Genomic DNA, 15,906 nt, shown 5'->3' with positions numbered 1-15,906 from the left:
CAGCCACACTCCAACCTCACAGGCAGGGGCCAGTCACACACCGCTCCCACCTCATAGGCGCGAGCCGGTCACACACGCTCCAGCGGCCTATGCGGGCCAACCGGAAGCACGATGCGTATCTCATCGCCCGGACGGACCGCCCCACCGGTGTGCACGATGCCCATGACGCCGGCCTTGCGGACGATCTCGCCTTGCGCGTCGCGGCCCACCACCTGCTTGAGCAGGCCGTCGGAGAACCCGTCGATCTGGCGGCAGGGGTTGCGCAGCCCCGTGATCTCCACGACCGCCTCGGCTCCAAGGTGGAGCAGGGTGCCGACCGGCAGGCCCAGCAGGTCGACACCGCTGGTCGTGACGTTCTCGCCGAGGTCACCCGGGTGGACCCGGAAGCCGGCCGCGTCGAGTTCGGTGAAGAGCTCGGAGTGGATGAGGTGGACCTGACGCAGGTTGGGCTGGGTCGGGTCCTGGGCCACCCGGGAACGGTGCTGGACGGTGACGCCCAGATGCGCATCACCCTCCACACCCAACCCGGCGAGCAGGGTGATCCGCTCCCGGACCGGCTTGCTGAACGCGTGCTCACCGTCGCTGCACACCGCTATGACCGCCGCGCCCATGGCCGGGCTCCTCTCTCGGGAACGTCACTCGTCCCCGGCATTGTGGCACCGGCCCCTCCCCGGGCCACCGCCAAGGTGCCGACCATTTCAGCTCCGGTGCTGGTCAGCGGCCCAGTTGCTTCCGTGTCACGCGGCGCAGCCGGGAACGCTGCGAGGAGTCGAGCAACAGATAGGCGCCTGCTGGCACACCGATCATGACCAGGAACGCCAGCCAGGTCGGCAGCAGCCACAACAGCACCACTCCCACCGCTACCCCGCCGACGGCGACCTTCGCACGGTTCGACATTGCTTTCCGCCTCCTCCTGCGCGCGTGCCGGGTCTCACACCCTTTTCAACGGTTGCCGGGCGCCGCCGGTTCCACGCCCGCCCGCAGCGGCGCCCCGACGTCATGCATGTGGCGCAGCGCCCAGGCGTAGGAGGCGATGAGGCCGGTCTCGGTGTACGGCAGGCCGAGGCCGGCGCAGTGCGCGCGTACCAGCGGCTGGGCGAGGCGCAGGTGGGGGCGGGGCATGCTGGGGAACAGGTGGTGCTCGATCTGGTAGTTCAGGCCGCCGAGCCACCAGTCGGTGAGCCGGCCGCCGCGGATGTTGCGCGAGGTGACCACCTGGCGCCTGAGGTGGCCCCAGCGGTCGCGCTGTGGGTCGGGCATCTCCATCCCCTTGTGGCCGGGGGCGAAGGCCAGACCCAGGTAGAGGCCGAAGAGCGCGTGGTGGACCAGGGCGAACACGAGCGCCTTGCCCGGGGAGAGCGCCGCCAGCAGCAACCCGGTGTAGGCCAGGTAGTGCACGACGAGCAGGGACGCCTCCACCGCGCGTTCTCGCGGCTGCTGCCGGCGGAGGTCACGCAGCCCGGACACCTTCAGGTTGAGCCCTTCGAGCAGCAGCATCGGGAAGAACAGGCGGGCCTGGTGGCGGGTGAGCCAGCGGGTGAAGCCCTGTCGGAGTGCGGCCTGGTGGCGGGTCCACACCAGTGCGCCGACGGCGACGTCGGGGTCCTTGTCTATGTGGTTGGGGTTGGCGTGGTGCCGGTTGTGCTTGTCGTTCCACCAGGAGCGGCTGAGACCGGTGAGCAGGTTCCCGTGTGTGAGTCCGAGCACCGCGCTGACCTGGCGGTTCGCGGTGATCTGGGCATGGCCGGCGTCGTGTCCGACGAAGGTGGTGCGCCCCCAGACAACGGCCGCCGGCGCGGCGAGCGCAATGACCCACCAGGTGTCACCCACCGCCGCGACGGCCGCGGCGACGGCGACCAGGGCGAGCAGGTTGAGGGTGATCTGTACGGCGTACCAACGGGTGCGGCGGCGGAGCAGGCCGGCCGCCCGCACCTCGCGCAGCAGGGGGGCGAAGTCGCTGCCCGCCGGTGGGGAGGCGGCGCCGCCCGGTGGCGCGAGGGTGGCTGCGGCGGGTGCCTGGTGCATGGCGTCTCCGGTTCCGTGGTCCGTGTCCGTGTCCGTGGGTCAGACCCCGTGCCGCTTGTCGCCGCACAGGGTCTGACCTTGGGAAACGTAGGCGTGGAGGGGGGTCCGCAACCATGGGGGACGCACCCGGGCCGCTCGGGTGCCACGCCCCGTGCGGGACAGGGGTGCTAGCGACACCATCGGTGGTTCCGTCCACACCGCCAGTAGTGGTGCGCCCCCGGGCACCGCGCCCCCGCCGGGTGTGTCCTCCCTGGTCAGGGCCTCGGGGCAGGAGTGAGGGCAGCAGGAGCACAGGTGCGACAACACGCTCAGTGCGTGGCATTCCTCACGGCGTGCGGACGCCCGTTCGCCCGTGGTGTCCGCTACTCTCGGTCGCTCCGACCCCCGCTAGTCAAATTTGAGGAATGTAGCAGCCTGTGATCCCACCTGCCTCATCCCGCTCTATGCCACCCGCCCAGCTCGCTCATCTCGGTCGCTGCGCCGCCGTCTTCCTGCCCGGCGATCCGGCGCGTACCGGTCGCATCGCCTTCTGGCAGCCGGATGACCCCGATACGGCGCCGCCGGTCCCCGACCGCGCGCAGGAGGTGACCGTCGTGGTCGCGGAGGGCGCGGCGGTCGCGGCGTACGCGGTGCAGGCGGTGGTGCTGCCGGTGGGTGAGGCGCTGCCCGCGCTGACCCGGGCCCGGTCCGCCGGCATCGACGGCGCCGCGGCCTTCTGGGGCACCGCTGCCGTACTCGCCCTCCAACTCGCCGCCCGCGGGCGGCTGTTGCCCGGGCTGAGCAAGGCCGACCACGACGCCTGGCGGGTCGGGCCGCTCGACGAGACGGACCTGCTGCGGGTACGCGAACTCGCCGCGGCCATGCCGCCGGCGGCACACGCCGCGCCGTTGCTCGGCCCCGACGAGGACCCCGGCAGCCACCCCGACCCGGGCGAGTTGCCCCTGTTCGAGCCCGAGCACCTGCTCCGCTCCTTCCTGGACGCGGTCGCCGACGGGTTGCCGCGCTCCCCCGCAGCCGCGCTGGCCGCCGGCGCCCCGGCCTTCGCCGCGCCCGCCCCCGTCCACCTGCCCCAGCGCCGGGAATGGGCCGCCGCCATCGCCGCCGGGCACGACGCGGGCGTACGGCTCTCACTGCGGGTGGAGGTGCTCGGGCTCACGGCAGACGAGAGCATGGAGCAGCGCGAAGTGGCCGCGGGCGCCCGCTTCCGCGCCGTACTCCAGTTGCACAGCATCACCGACCCCACGCTGGTCGCCGATGCCGCCGCGGTGTGGGGCGGTACGACGCGGCTCGCCGCGGTGCTCGGCCCGCGGGCGCAGATGGACGCGTTGCGCACGCTGCGCCGGGCGGCCCGCGCCTGGGCTCCGCTGACGCCGCTCCTGTCGGCGGCGGTGCCGGACGGCATCGACCTGGCCGACGAGGAGGTCGGCGAGTTGCTGGGCAGCGCCGCGGTGGCGCTGGAGGCCGAGGGCGTACGGGTGCACTGGCCGCGGGAGTTGGCGCGCCAGCTCACCGCGCGGGCCGTGGTCGGACCGCCCGACGGCGAACAGCCGCAGGAGGGGTCGGGGCTGCCGTCGTTCCTGTCGGCCGAGGCACTGCTGGCCTTCAGTTGGCGGTTCGCCATCGGTGACATGGAGCTGACCCGGGCCGAGCTCGACCAGTTGGCCGAGGCGAACCGGCCGGTGGTGCGGCTGCGCGACCAGTGGGTGCTGGTGGACCCGGCGACGGCCCGCCGCGCCCGCGAGCGCCAGGAACGCAAGGTCACCCCGGTCACCGCGCTCGGCGCGGCGCTCACCGGACGCGCCGAGGTCGCGGGGGCCGAGGTGGAGGTGGAGGCCACCGGCTGGCTCGCGGCGCTGCGCGACCGGCTCGTCGGGCCCGCGACACCGGCTGCGGGGGGCAGCGCTGCGGGCGGTACGGGGAGCGGCGCCGACGGCGCCGGCCTGGCCGAGCCGGTGCCCCAGCCCGCCGCGCTCGCCGCGACGTTGCGCGACTACCAGCTCCGCGGGCTGGCGTGGCTGCACCAGATGACCTCGCTCGGGCTCGGTGGCTGTCTCGCCGACGACATGGGCCTGGGCAAGACCATCACGCTGATCGCCCTGCACCTGCACCGGCAGACCGCGCCCGCCGCGGCCGGCCCCACCCTCGTGGTCTGCCCCACTTCGCTGCTGGGCAACTGGGAGCGGGAGATCACGAAGTTCGCGCCGGGCATCCCGGTGCGCCGCTTCCACGGCGCGACGCGCGATCTGGACGCCGTGGCCGACGACGGTTTCGTCCTCACCACGTACGGCACCATGCGCCGCGACGCCGCACGGCTGGCCGAGGTGGGCTGGGGCATGGTGGTGGCCGACGAGGCGCAGCACGTGAAGAACCCGTACTCGGCCACCGCCGGCCAGTTGCGCACCATCGGTGCGAAGGCCCGGGTGGCGCTGTCGGGCACGCCGGTGGAGAACAACCTCTCCGAACTGTGGGCGATCCTCGACTGGACCACGCCCGGGTTGCTCGGGCCGCTGGCCCGGTTCCGTACCCGCTACGGGCTCGCGGTGGAGGGCGGCGACCCGGCGGCGGCCGAACGGCTCGGTCGGCTCGTCCGCCCGTTCCTGCTGCGCCGCCGCAAGTCCGACCCGGGCATCGCACCGGAGCTGCCGCCGAAGACCGAGACGGACCGGGCGGTGGCGCTGACCAAGGAGCAGACCGGGCTTTACGAGGCCGTGGTGCGCGAGACGATGGCCGAGATCGCCGAGGCGGACGCCTTCGCCCGCCGTGGGTTGGTGCTCAAGCTGTTGACCTCGCTCAAGCAGGTCTGCAACCACCCGGCGCAGTTCCTCAAGGAGGAGTCCCCGGTCATCGACGGCCGCTCGGGCAAGCTCGAACTGCTCGACGAACTGCTCGACACGGTGTTGGCCGAGGGGGCGAGCGTGTTGGTCTTCACCCAGTACGTGGCGATGGCCCACCTGTTGGAGCGGCATCTGGCCGACCGCGGGGTGCCCTCCCAACTGCTGCACGGCGGCACCCCGGTGGCCCGGCGCGAGGAGATGGTGCAGCGCTTCCAGGAGGGCCGGGTACCGGTCTTCCTGCTGTCCCTCAAGGCGGCCGGTACGGGGTTGAACCTGACGCGGGCCGAGCACGTCGTGCACTACGACCGGTGGTGGAACCCGGCGGTCGAGGCGCAGGCCACCGACCGCGCGTACCGCATCGGCCAGACCCAGCCGGTGCAGGTGCACCGGCTGATCGCCGAGGGCACGGTGGAGGACCGGATCGCGGCCATGTTGGAGCGCAAGCGGGAGTTGGCCGACGCCGTGCTCGGCTCGGGCGAGGCGGCGCTGACCGAGCTGTCGGACGCGGAGCTGACGGAGCTGGTGGCGCTGCGGCCGGCCGGCCAGAGGGAGGCCAAGTGAGAGCGCACGACGAACGCGGGCAGCACTCTGATCCGTACGGAGCCGACGAGGAGTACGAGCTGGACGGGCTGGATGAACCAGACGGGTTGGACGAACGAGACGACCACGACGCATCAGAGGCGTACGACGGGTCGGACGAGGCGGAGTGGGGCGGTCCTGGCGGGGGTGGCGGCGCGGCCGGTTCGGGCGCGGGGCAGCGGGCGCAGGGCCGGGCGGAGCGTGTCTTCGCCGCGCTGCCGCCGGCCCAGGGCCGCAGCTTCGCGCAGACCTGGTGGGGGCGGGCGTGGCTCCAGGCCCTGGAGGACACGGCCCTGGACAACCAGCAGCTCAAGAAGGGGCGCAAGCAGGCCAGGGCGGGTGCGGTGGGCGCGGTCAGCGTGCGCCCCGGGCGGATCACGGCCGTGGTGCGCGGCAACGACGGCACGCCCTACCGGTCCGACGTGCTGTTGCGCGAGTTGACCGACGCCGAGTGGGACCGGTTCCTGGACGTGGTCGCCGACCAGGTGGGACACATCGCCGCGCTGCTCGACCGGGACATGCCACCACACCTGGTGGAGGACGCCGCGGCGGCCGGGGTCGAGTTGCTGCCCGGCATCGGCGACCTGGAGCCCGAGTGCGCCTGCGAGGCATGGGACCACTGTCCGCATACGGCGGCGCTGTGCTATCAGCTCGCCCGGCTGCTCGATCAAGATCCGTTCGTGCTGCTGTTGATGCGCGGCAGGGGCGAGCGCGAGGTGCTCGACGACCTTCAGGAGCGCACGGCCGAACGCGCCGCACCGCGCGCCGCGGAGCGTACGGACATCCCGCTCACGCCGGCGACCTTGCCGGCGCGTGAGGTGTTCGCCAGCGCGGTGGCGGTCGCACCGCTGCCGGCGCCCGTACCGCCGGTGGCCGAACCCGGCCGCCCGCCCCGGCTGCGCGACGGGGCGGCCGAGGCCGCCGACGGCGCGGTGCCGCAGGGCACGGCGGACGAGGGTGAGCCGGTGCCGGACCCCGAGGCCCTGGAGTTCCTGGCGGCCGACGCCGCGGTCCGCGCCCAGCAACTGCTGGCCCAGGCCAGCGCGCCGGGGCACGCCGAGGCACCGGTACCGGCCGAGCTCTCGGTGTGGCAGGACGCGGTACGGCTGGCCGCCGCCGGGCCGAGCGAGCAGATCACGGCCCGTCTGCTGGCCGGCTCGGGCCGCGACCGGGCCACGCTCGACCGGGCCGTACGCGCCTGGCGCTACGGCGGCCGGGAGGCGCTGTCCGTACTGGACGAGCCGTGGTCCCCGGACCCCGACACCCTGGCGCGCGCCGGCGCCCAACTCGCCCGCGCCTGGGACGAGGAGCCGGAGCCGCCACGGCTACGAGCCGAAGGCAACCGCTGGACGTCGGAGGACGGCCGGGCCCAACTCCGCTACGGCCGCGACGGCCGCTGGTGGCCGTTCCGCGCCGAGGCCGACCAGTGGTCCCCGGCCGGCCCCGCGTCGACCGATCCGGCGACGGCGCTGGCGGGGGTGCTGGACGAATGACCCGCACGGGAGGGCGCGGCTGCCCGCCGTGGCACCGCGTCCCGCCCGCGCCCGCTGTTTCCGCCACCGCCACTGAGAAACCGCCCCCGGCCCACGAGAATGGGCCGGGGGCGGATTCATATTCAGGGCCGGGCGGCACGTGTGCGGAGGCATACGCCAGACGCCGCCGGATCCGCGGAATCCGGTGACACAAAGACTACTGAATCAGCTTACCCACGATATCCGCGTTGGTTTCCACCTTCTCGACGTTCGTCAGGCCCCTGGTGTCCCATCCAACGTTGATCGTGTAGCCGATCGTCACTGGGGCCGCATTCTGCGTCATGTCCACGAGTACGCTCTTGGCGATGGCGGTCTCCTTGACCAAGGAATTGGACAGGTCGGTGTTCGAGAAGGTGAGGAGCACCTTGTTCAGAGGCTGCATGATCACGGTGGTTTGCCCGTGCAGGGGGAACGCCGCGATGGGCAGCATTTCGCCGTTGATATTCTTCTGCGAGACGCCGGTGGTGTACAGCTTGGACGCCTCGCTCTTCACTGAAATGCGCCCAGATTGACCGCCGGTGGTGCTGAGCGTCACCCCACCCTTAGGTGACACCGTCATGATCTCGCCGAGCTTGACCTCACGCTTGGTCGACGCCTTGATGGTGCCGCTGGGCACCTCCTGGCCAGTGGCGATGAACGTACCGTAGCGTTCTTCCCAGTCCACGCTCACGGTTTCGAGCAAGTCGCTGTAGGCGAACCACACCACAGGGCGACCGTTCTTCGCGCCGTCGGCGTTTACGGCCTTGAAGCCGTACAGAGACCAGTTCCCCTCGCTGAACTGCTTCTGAGTGTCTGGCGTGAGTTCGATGTTGATTTCGGGCATGGGGAATCCTTTTCGATAGCTGGTTTTTACAGGGGATTTCCGGTGTGGGAGAGCTTATGGGTGTGGGCATCTCATCACGCAGTGGAGAATCGTTCACCTGGCCTGGCTGCTTTCAGGGTTCACCCTCACGGCTTAACGGGTGGTACGCCTTAACGAAAGGTTGGGCGAAATGGGGCGCCAAGTCGGATATGCGGGGTGGGACCCCGCTCACGAGCGTGCCCTCGAACACTCCGAGGAACGTCGCGTGCCCAAAGCGCCGGCTCCGCGTTGCGGCGGCACGACCGGACTGCACGTGGACACGAGAGGGGGCAGCACCCGAAGCGGCAGCAGAAACGAACAGTTCGTGGCGTCGGGCAGCGCGGGCCTCTGCCGAGTTGGCAGGGGCCCGCGGCGTGAACGACCGAGGAGTGCCGGGATCTGCCCTCGATGCGCATCATCCCGGCGCATATGACTTACCGTCAGATGGCGGCCTGACGGCCCGGCCTCACCTCAGGTGCCGGGTGAAGAACTGGGCCGCGGCGTCCCCCGCGGACTGTGGGACGCCGGTGTGCCCGCCCATGTTGGCGTGCAGGGACTTCTCCTCGGAGCCGAAAGCGTCGAAGAGGTCCAGGGACGCTTGCCGGTCGTTGCCTTCGTCGTCCCATTGCAGCAGGACGTGCAGCGGAATGGTGACCTGGCGGGCTTCCTCGAACATGGCGCGCGGCACGAAACTCCCGGCGAAGAAACCGGCGGCCACGATGCGCGGCTCGACCACCGCTAGGCGAACACCGATGGAGATCACTCCCCCCGAGTACCCGACCGGACCGCCGATCTCGGGCAGCGGCAAGAGGGCGTCAAGGGCAGCCTGCCATTCCGGGACCGCCTTGTCGACGAGGGGGAGGATGAGGGCGTCGATGATCTCGTCGCTGACCGGCTCACCTGCTTCCCTGGCCCGGCGCAGGTCGGCGCGGGCCTGCTCGGCGGCGGCCCATCGGGGCCGCTCACCGCTCCCGGGAAGCTCGATGGTCGCCGCGGCGAAACCATCCGCCACGGCGCTCCGGGCCCGCGCCACCAGCCGGGGGTACATCTTGTGCAGCCCGAGCGGGGGGTGGCCGAGCAGGATCAGTGGCGCCGGTGCGGATGCGGATGCGGGCGTCCACAGGATGCCGGGGATCTCGCCGAGGGTGAATTCGCGTTCGAGGACGCCGTCGTCGAGGCGCTGTTCGGAAGTGAAGTGAAGAGCCATGGTCGTGCCTTTCGGGAGTGCGCTGGAACGGCGCTCCCGGACGACCTATCGCCCGACCGTGACCCCGGAGGAGAGCACCCACGTCGCTGCGTTCACGGGTACCACCTCCTCGTTCTCTCGCACGGCCTCCGCAAAAGTAGCAGCGGCCACCGTGATCCGCCCATCGGTTTTCGTGCAGGCACCGTGGCGGGATGCCAGAGAACCGGAACACTGCCCAGAGCTACTTCGGGCCTCATCGCGGCTCCCGAGGCAAGGCCCTCTTCTCATCCCCGCACCTGATAGCACAAATGAAGCACCCGGTCGCCCTGAATCACCACGTCGGGGCCGGCCAGGAGGTGCTGGGTGTGGACCTGGCCGAAGTAGCGCTTGCCTGAGCCGAGTACGACGGGTGCGACGTCCATGCGTACTTCGTCTACCAGGCCCGCGGCGAGTACCTGGCCGCCCACGTTGCCTGCGGAGACCTCCACGATGCGGTCGCCCGCGAGTTCCTGGGCCTTGGCTACGGCTGCCTCGATGTCGGCGACGAAGTGGAAGGGTGCCTTGGGGTCCCAGCCTTCGGGTTGGGGGCGGTGCGTCACGACGACCATGTGGTCGATTCCGCCTGGGGGCTGCCCGTCCCAGCCGTCCGTCAGGTCGAAGACGTGGCGGCCGACGATCGTCGCGCCGATCTGGTCCCAGTACGGCCGGGTGTGGTCGTAGGAGGTCTGGGACACCTTCAGCACGCCGCTTTCGTCCAACGGAACGTCACCGCTGGTCAGCCAGTCGAACAGCGGTCCGGGCTGGTCCTTCTCGTCCGCGATGAAGCCGTCGACCGACACCGAGCCGTTCATGACCACCTTGCCCACGGGGCTCTCCTCTGCTTGGGGGTGCCCTCAAATTAGCCCTTCCTGGGTTGGCGCTCTTGTAAGAAATCAATCGGCCGGCAGCGGCCAGCCCTCCAGTACGTGACCGGGATGTTCGCGGAGGAACCGCTGCCGGACTTCGACGTAGCGGGTCGGCGTGAGGCCGGTGAAGGAGCGGAACTCGTGGCCGAAGTGGGCCTGGTCGAAGTAGCCCGCGTCGTTGGCGAGGTCACCCCAGTCGATCGGTTCTGCGGGGTTGATCGCGAACACGGTGGCCGTGAAGCGGTGGGTGCGGGCCAGCCGCTTCGGCGTGACGCCGATGAGTTCCTTGAACCGCCTGGTCAGATGCGTGCTGCTGACCCCGGCCGCCCTGCTCAGGTCGCCGATCGCCACCGTCCCGCCGGTCGCGGCGATGACCCGGCCCGCATGGCGGACCAACCCCAGGCCGGCGGTCTCGGCCAGCCGCCGCAGCAGCTCCGCCTCAAGCAGCGCCAGCATCTCCTGCGGCCCGTTCGCCGAGGCCAGCCGGTCGCACAGGTCGGTGACGGCTGGCCGGCCCCACACCTGTTCCAGCGTCACCGGCCGGTCGCACAGCTCGGCCGCGGGCATCGGTAGGAACGGCGCCAGGCCCCACGGCTTGAAGTGCACGCCGACGGACCGGGACGGGAGCGGGTAGCCGAACTCCCACGCGCGGGTGGGCGGGGTGACCACGCAGCCGTCGGCGTACCCGGCCGTCTCGGTGTCGGCGCCGCCGCGGATGCGGAAGGGCGCACCGAGGTTGACGATGAGCAACCCCGCGGGCATCGGCGGTAGCATCAGCCTGGCGTACGGCGGCGCGCCCTCCAGGTAGTAGAGGTCGTCGATCAGCCCGTCCAGCGGCGGTCGCGGCACTCGGAACACGTACTCCACGCGCACAGCATCGCCCACACGGCGCGGGCCGGCGCACGCCGGGTCACGTCCAGCCGCGCTGCCGGTGCCGCCCGTACCGCCGGGCGCGTCACGACCACCGTCGACCAGCAAGGACGGCACGCTCCTCGCTGCGCGTCACGGCCCGGGCGCGGCGAAGTCGCGGCAGGACGGGCATTCCTGGATCACGGGGTGGGAGCACTCCAGGACGTGGTCGAGGAAGGCCGCGGTGCGTTCGAGTCGGGCACGTTGCTCGTTGATCGCGTCGCGCTGTTCGGCGATGAGGTGCTTGCGGTCGTCTCGCTGGCCGTTGAGCAGTTGGGCGATGGTGCGCAGCGGCATTCCGGCCTGCTGACACTTGACCGCGATCGACAGCGCGTCCAGCGCCTCGGCGTCGTAGCGCCGGGCGCCGGTCGCGGTGCGCGGCGGCGTGATGACGCCTTCGACCTCCCAGTGTCTAAGGAGGTGGGCGGAGACCCCGAGGTGCTGGGCCGCCTCGCCGATTCGTAGGAGCCGTGTGTGCATGGACCCATGATGGTTGACTTCGTGTCGACACGAACTTCTACCGTCCACCGCGTGCGAATCCACGAACTGAACTGCGGAACCCTGAACGTCCCCGGCGGCGCGGCCGTCTTCGGGGCGTCCCACTTCGTCTGCCGGTGCCTGCTGATCGAACTGCCCGACCGGCTCGTCGCCGTCGACACCGGGATCGGGCGCGGCGACATCGAGTCGCCCGAGCTCCGGCTCGGCAAGGACTGGATCGAGCAGGTCGGCCCGGCCCTCGACCCCGCCGAGACGCTGTTCGCCCGCGTCAGCGCGTTGGGGCTCGACCCGCGGGACGTGTCGGACATCGTCCTGACCCACCACCACCGCGACCACGCGGGCGGTCTCTCCGACTTCCCCGCAGCCCGCGTGCACGCCACGGGCGCGTGCCGGTCGGCCGTCGTACGGGGCGAGGGGCACACCATGCCCGCGCAGTGGGCGCACGGCGTGCGGTGGGCCCCGCCGCCCACCGCGGCGCCCGCCTGGCGGGGACGGGATTCCTGGACGCTCGACGGCCTCCCGGCATCGATCCGGCTGGTTGCGCTGTCCGGCCACTCGCCGGGGCACGCCGGTGTCCTCATCGAGGACACCGGGGGCGGGGACGACGCCGGGAGCTGGGAGAGCGTCGGGGGCCGGGAACTGCTGCACGTGGGCGACGCGATCTACCACCACGCGCAGCTCGCGTGCGCGGCGCCGCCCGCGGTCGAGGCGTTCGCCGCCGCCGTGCAACACGACGCAACCGCCCGGCTCAAAACGGAACGGCTGCTGGCGGACCTGGCGGACGAGGGGGCGGTGCGCCTGCTCACCTCACACGACCCGGCCCCCGTCCAGCGGCCCGAGCGGACGCGTACGACCCCGCGCGCGGAAGCGAGTCACGACAGTTAGCGGACCACAGCGGGTTGCGGGAAACGGAGCGGGGCGGCAGCGGAGTCGTGGCGGCAGCAGCGTTACGGCAGCGGGTCAGCGCCCGCGCGCGGCGTCGGGCGGCGCGGGCCCACTCCCCGCGCCGCCCGGCGAGGGCGCGTCGGCCGGCGAGGGCGCGTCGGCCGCGTACCCGTCCAGCGCGAGGTCCCCGGCTTCCTCGGGGCCGGTGCCGAGGACCCGGTGCGCGATGCCGGGCAGGGCCGCGGCCAGGGCGGCCGGTCGGGGTGACCGGGTGACCAGCGAGATCGTCACCTGGCCCGGCACCGGTGACGGCAGGATGCGGTCCTGCGGGCTGCCCCACCAGCGGGCCACGAGCAGTGGTACGAGGGCCGGTATCCGGCGGTGGCGGGCGATGTGCAAGGTGGCCTCGACCGTGGGGCCCGGGCGCGGGACCGCCCCGAGGGCGGAGAGCTTGGCCCGGACCGTCTCGGTGGCCATGTCGAACGTGGAGCACAGCACCGTCTGACCGGCCAGCGGCCTCCTCCCCCGCCGCGGTGGCCGCGCGCCCTGAGGCAGGAACAGGATCAGGGGCGAGTTCCCGATGAGGGTGCCCCGGAGGCCGCGGGGCAGGTTGGTCTGCTCGGCGATGGTGATGATCGCGGCGTCCAGGAGGCCGTCGTGGAGTTGCTGGACCAGCGCGGGACCGTGGTCGATCTCGGGGTGGACCGTGACGCCGGGCAACTCCGCGTCCAGGACGGTGAACACGATCGGGGAGAGGGCCTGGATCGTGCCGACGACCAGCGCGGGCGCGTCGGTGGCCGCCAGCACCTGTTCCGGCAGCGCGGCGAGTTCGGCCAGCAAGCGGGCGGCCTGCCGGGCCAGCACCCGGCCGGCCGGGGTCGGCCGCGCGCCCGTCGTGTCCCGCTCGAACAGGCGGGTTCCCAGCCTGCGTTCCAGGGCCGCCAACCTGCGGGAAGCGGACGGCTGGGTGGTGAGCAGTTCCTTGGCCGCCGCGCCGACCGAGCCGTGGCGGGCGACGGCCTCGGTCAGCCGCAGGTCATCGACGCTCAGCCGGGGGGTCATGCCCGCAGTGTATGAGTAGGGCTCGTCAACCACTCCCTACCTGCGGTGATGCGGCCCGAGCAGGATCGAGCGCATGAGGAGACCGCTATTGCTGTTGACGGCGATCACGTTCGTGACCTGGGTCGGGACCCGGATGACCGCGGTCGCCCTGCCGCTGGTCGCCCTGGCCGAGACGGGTGGGGCCTGGGCGACCGGGTTGGTGGGCGGGGCGGCCGGGCTGCCCCTGGTGACGGTGGGCTGGTGGGGCCGGGGGCTGCGGGACCGGCTGACCTCGGGCCGGGCCCTGGCGGCGGTGCTGGCCGTGCACGCCGTGGGACTCGCCGTCGTACCGGTGGCGGCCCTGGCCGGCCGGATCGACGCGGTTGCGCTGTGCGTCTCGGGGCTGGTGACCGGGTCGGCGGGCGCGCTCGTCGGCCCGGCGCAGCGGGCGCTGGTCGCCGACCTCGCCGACGGGTACGTGGCCGAGGGCGGCCGGGCGGGGCCGGGCCGCTGGTTGGCCTGGCAGGACCTGGCCCACCGGGTATCGATGATCTTCGCGCCACCCGCCGGGGCCTGGCTCGTGGTGGCGTGGGGCGCGCGGCCCCTGCTGTGGTGCGAGAGCCTCGTGGTCGCGCTGGCGGCCGGGGCGATGCTCGCGGTGCCCGCGGCGCGGCGGCCCGAACGGGCGGCGGCGGACGAACCGGCCGCGGGGGTCTCCGTCCGCGACGTGGCGCGCTCGCGCCCGCAGATCGCCGCGGGGGTCCTGATGGCCGGGGTCGGCGGGCTGTGCTGGTTCGGGTTCACGCTGGGCCTGGCCGTCCTAGGCGTCGAGCACGGCCGGCCCGGGGCGCTGATCGCCGCCGGGATGAGCGGGTACGGGGCGGCCTCCGTGCTGGTGTCGCTGCTGGTCCCGCTGGTCATCGACCGCTTGCCGCGGATACCGCTGATGGTGTTCTCCTGGATCGTGCTCGGGGCGGCGTTCGCGCTGCTTCCCGCGGTCGCGCCGGGCGTGGCGGGCATCTGCGCGCTGGCGGCGGTGGCCGGTGCGGCTGCCCCCTGGGGCATCGCGGCCCTGAACACCCTGATCAGCGAGGAGACCAGCGGAGCCGAACGGCGGGCGGCGTTCACGTTGGAGACGGTGTTGCACTCGGGCGGGTCCTCGCTCGGCCTGCTCGTCGGCGGCGCGCTCATCGGGTGGGTCGGGGTCGGTCCCGTCCTGGTGGCCACCGGTCTCGCCCAGGTGCTGGCCGCCGTCGGCGGCGCGCTGTGGACCTGGCGGGCCGGCACCAGGACCGCGACCGGGGGCGGCCATCGGCCACCGACCGGCCGAGAGTGGGGCGCGCGGCCCACCACTCCTGAGGCCGAGCGGGACGCCGGATGCGCACGCTGAGCGCGTACGGCGAGCACGTACGGCTGAGTGAGACGGCCCCGGAGCGTCGGACGCGGAGCGGGCCGAGCACGCCGCGGACCACCACGCCCGCCCTCCGCGGCCGTACGCGCCGCCGCACCCCCACACGGACCACCCCACACGTACAGCCACCGGGCAAGTGGAATTCGCAAGTCCGCTACCCTCGAACCTCTTCGGTTTCGACCACTGCGCAGATGTGATCACCACTTGCACGGTATTACTCGCGTTGATGACACAATGGGGTGTTATCGCCTTCAACTACGTACGTCTTCAGAAAGGCCAGGGAATGGCATTCGCCCTGCTCCGCCGCCGTCATCGCGCCACGGGGAGGGAGGCCACCCCCCTGCCGCCCGGCTCCGGGGCGCTGGAATGTCTGGTGCTCGACCCCGTACGGCTGCCGATGCACCGCGCCGAGGTCTCCGTACGCGACGCCGACGGCCGCGAGGTGGTCCGGGGGCAGACCGATCCGAACGGCCGCTTCGCCACCACCGTCCGCCCCGGTTCGTACGGCCTGGCGATCACCTCCGAGGGCTACCAGCCGGTGCGGCGGGACTGCGAGGCCACCGACGGCGCGCACACCACCGTGGAGCCGGTCGCCATGGACCTCGCACCGCAGCCCGCGCTTCCCGAGCCCGGCGTGTGGCGGATCGACCCCGACCACAGTGCGGTGCGCTTCGTCGCCCGGCACATCGGGCTGGCGGCGGTGCACGGCCGGTTCAACCAGTTCGAGGGGACCATGGTGATCGGCAAGACCATGGAGGAGTCCCGGGTGGAGGTGGCGATCAACACCGCGAGCATCGACACCAACGTCCGCCAGCGCGACGACCACCTGCGCTCCGCGGAGTTCCTTGACGTCGCCGCCTACCCCTACATGCACTTCGTCAGCGACCGGTTCGTCCACCGCGGCGGCTCGCGCTGGTCGATCCAGGGCGCCCTGAACCTGCACGGCGTCAGCCGCAGCATCGCCCTGGACACCCGCTACCTGGGGCTCGGTACCGGCATCGGTGGCGAGACCCGGGCCGCCTGTAGCGCGGTGGCCGAACTGCACCGCGAGGACTTCACCCTCGACTGGCGCACCATGCTCTCCCGGGGCATCGCCGTGGTCGGCGCGACCATCCGGGTCGAGCTCGACATCCAGGCCGTCCCGCAGGACTGAGCAACCCCGCGAGCAGCCCTCCGCCGCGGTCAACGGCCTTCGCAGCAGCGCCCGTTGACCGCGGTGGCCGGTGCCGGTCACCCCGGTGGATACCATGCTGACGATCA

Annotated in this window: 14 protein-coding genes; 5 read left to right on the top strand and 9 right to left on the bottom strand. The window is 72.3% G+C overall.

What is annotated here, in order from left to right:
• Positions 1-68: 68 nt before the first annotated feature.
• From ACMA1D_RS10500 to ACMA1D_RS10490, 3 genes are all read right to left on the bottom strand, one after another.
• Positions 69-611 (bottom strand): MOSC domain-containing protein, encoded by a 543-nt coding sequence (locus ACMA1D_RS10500; RefSeq protein WP_414723608.1) that lies wholly within the window; start codon positions 609-611, stop codon positions 69-71.
• A gap of 103 nt (positions 612-714) precedes the next feature.
• Positions 715-897 (bottom strand): hypothetical protein, encoded by a 183-nt coding sequence (locus tag ACMA1D_RS10495; RefSeq protein ID WP_349991650.1) that lies wholly within the window; start codon positions 895-897, stop codon positions 715-717.
• 45 nt (positions 898-942) lie between these two features.
• Positions 943-2,025: an acyl-CoA desaturase gene (locus ACMA1D_RS10490; RefSeq protein ID WP_414723607.1), complete on the bottom strand. Its 1,083-nt coding sequence runs from the start codon at positions 2,023-2,025 to the stop codon at positions 943-945.
• Positions 2,026-2,468: 443 nt separating this feature from the next.
• Between ACMA1D_RS10490 and ACMA1D_RS10485 the strand changes: the two genes are divergently transcribed.
• Both ACMA1D_RS10485 and ACMA1D_RS10480 read left to right on the top strand, forming a co-directional pair.
• Positions 2,469-5,420 carry a DEAD/DEAH box helicase gene (locus tag ACMA1D_RS10485; RefSeq protein ID WP_414723606.1) on the top strand — a complete coding sequence of 984 codons (2,952 nt, stop codon included), beginning with the start codon at positions 2,469-2,471 and terminating at the stop codon, positions 5,418-5,420.
• Positions 5,417-6,931 carry an SWF or SNF family helicase gene (locus ACMA1D_RS10480; protein WP_414723605.1) on the top strand — a complete coding sequence of 505 codons (1,515 nt, stop codon included), beginning with the start codon at positions 5,417-5,419 and terminating at the stop codon, positions 6,929-6,931. Before ACMA1D_RS10485 ends, ACMA1D_RS10480 begins: the two co-directional genes overlap by 4 nt.
• A 196-nt stretch (positions 6,932-7,127) precedes the next feature.
• On the opposite strand, the gene ACMA1D_RS10475 is transcribed toward ACMA1D_RS10480, so the two are convergent.
• The 5 genes from ACMA1D_RS10475 to ACMA1D_RS10455 all read right to left on the bottom strand — a co-directional run bounded on the left by ACMA1D_RS10475 (position 7,128) and on the right by ACMA1D_RS10455 (position 11,291).
• Complete coding sequence (locus ACMA1D_RS10475) at positions 7,128-7,793, bottom strand: hypothetical protein (protein WP_414723604.1); 666 nt, start codon at positions 7,791-7,793, stop codon at positions 7,128-7,130.
• Between the two features lie 484 nt (positions 7,794-8,277).
• Positions 8,278-9,018: an alpha/beta hydrolase gene (locus tag ACMA1D_RS10470; RefSeq protein WP_414723603.1), complete on the bottom strand. Its 741-nt coding sequence runs from the start codon at positions 9,016-9,018 to the stop codon at positions 8,278-8,280.
• A 263-nt stretch (positions 9,019-9,281) separates the two neighbouring features.
• Entirely contained in the window at positions 9,282-9,863 is a 582-nt protein-coding gene (locus tag ACMA1D_RS10465; protein WP_414723602.1) for a dihydrofolate reductase family protein, read from the bottom strand.
• A gap of 66 nt (positions 9,864-9,929) precedes the next feature.
• The gene (locus ACMA1D_RS10460) at positions 9,930-10,769 is read right to left on the bottom strand and encodes an AraC family transcriptional regulator (RefSeq protein WP_414723601.1); all 840 of its coding nucleotides are present in this window, start codon (positions 10,767-10,769) and stop codon (positions 9,930-9,932) included.
• Positions 10,770-10,904: 135 nt separating this feature from the next.
• The gene (locus ACMA1D_RS10455; protein ID WP_414723600.1) at positions 10,905-11,291 is read right to left on the bottom strand and encodes a MerR family transcriptional regulator; all 387 of its coding nucleotides are present in this window, start codon (positions 11,289-11,291) and stop codon (positions 10,905-10,907) included.
• 51 nt (positions 11,292-11,342) lie between these two features.
• Here ACMA1D_RS10455 and ACMA1D_RS10450 point away from each other — a divergent pair, with 51 nt between their 5' ends.
• Positions 11,343-12,194: an MBL fold metallo-hydrolase gene (locus ACMA1D_RS10450; RefSeq protein WP_414723599.1), complete on the top strand. Its 852-nt coding sequence runs from the start codon at positions 11,343-11,345 to the stop codon at positions 12,192-12,194.
• 75 nt (positions 12,195-12,269) lie between these two features.
• Here ACMA1D_RS10450 and ACMA1D_RS10445 read toward each other — a convergent pair whose 3' ends face one another.
• Positions 12,270-13,256 carry a LysR family transcriptional regulator gene (locus tag ACMA1D_RS10445; protein WP_414723598.1) on the bottom strand — a complete coding sequence of 329 codons (987 nt, stop codon included), beginning with the start codon at positions 13,254-13,256 and terminating at the stop codon, positions 12,270-12,272.
• A 73-nt stretch (positions 13,257-13,329) separates the two neighbouring features.
• On the opposite strand from ACMA1D_RS10445, the gene ACMA1D_RS10440 reads away from it, so the two are divergent.
• Together ACMA1D_RS10440 and ACMA1D_RS10435 are read left to right on the top strand one after the other, a co-directional pair.
• Complete coding sequence (locus ACMA1D_RS10440) at positions 13,330-14,625, top strand: MFS transporter (RefSeq protein WP_414723597.1); 1,296 nt, start codon at positions 13,330-13,332, stop codon at positions 14,623-14,625.
• Positions 14,626-14,929: 304 nt separating this feature from the next.
• Positions 14,930-15,799, top strand: a complete 870-nt coding sequence (locus ACMA1D_RS10435) for a YceI family protein (RefSeq protein ID WP_414723596.1) — start codon at positions 14,930-14,932, stop codon at positions 15,797-15,799.
• The last annotated feature ends 107 nt before the right edge of the window (positions 15,800-15,906 follow it).

The sequence above is a fragment of the Streptomyces sp. 796.1 genome, assembly GCF_047525675.1.
Taxonomy (GTDB): Bacteria; Actinomycetota; Actinomycetes; order Streptomycetales; family Streptomycetaceae; genus Streptomyces.
This window is presented reverse-complemented; position numbering and strand designations above follow the sequence as displayed.

Coding starts and splice junctions, on each gene's coding strand:
- ACMA1D_RS10500 (WP_414723608.1), bottom strand. CDS start 611: ATGGGCGCGGCGGTCATAGCGGTGTGCAGCGACGGTGAGCACGCGTTC.
- ACMA1D_RS10495 (WP_349991650.1), bottom strand. CDS start 897: ATGTCGAACCGTGCGAAGGTCGCCGTCGGCGGGGTAGCGGTGGGAGTG.
- ACMA1D_RS10490 (WP_414723607.1), bottom strand. CDS start 2,025: ATGCACCAGGCACCCGCCGCAGCCACCCTCGCGCCACCGGGCGGCGCC.
- ACMA1D_RS10485 (WP_414723606.1), top strand. CDS start 2,469: ATGCCACCCGCCCAGCTCGCTCATCTCGGTCGCTGCGCCGCCGTCTTC.
- ACMA1D_RS10475 (WP_414723604.1), bottom strand. CDS start 7,793: ATGCCCGAAATCAACATCGAACTCACGCCAGACACTCAGAAGCAGTTC.
- ACMA1D_RS10470 (WP_414723603.1), bottom strand. CDS start 9,018: ATGGCTCTTCACTTCACTTCCGAACAGCGCCTCGACGACGGCGTCCTC.
- ACMA1D_RS10455 (WP_414723600.1), bottom strand. CDS start 11,291: ATGCACACACGGCTCCTACGAATCGGCGAGGCGGCCCAGCACCTCGGG.
- ACMA1D_RS10445 (WP_414723598.1), bottom strand. CDS start 13,256: ATGACCCCCCGGCTGAGCGTCGATGACCTGCGGCTGACCGAGGCCGTC.
- ACMA1D_RS10440 (WP_414723597.1), top strand. CDS start 13,330: ATGAGGAGACCGCTATTGCTGTTGACGGCGATCACGTTCGTGACCTGG.
- ACMA1D_RS10435 (WP_414723596.1), top strand. CDS start 14,930: ATGGCATTCGCCCTGCTCCGCCGCCGTCATCGCGCCACGGGGAGGGAG.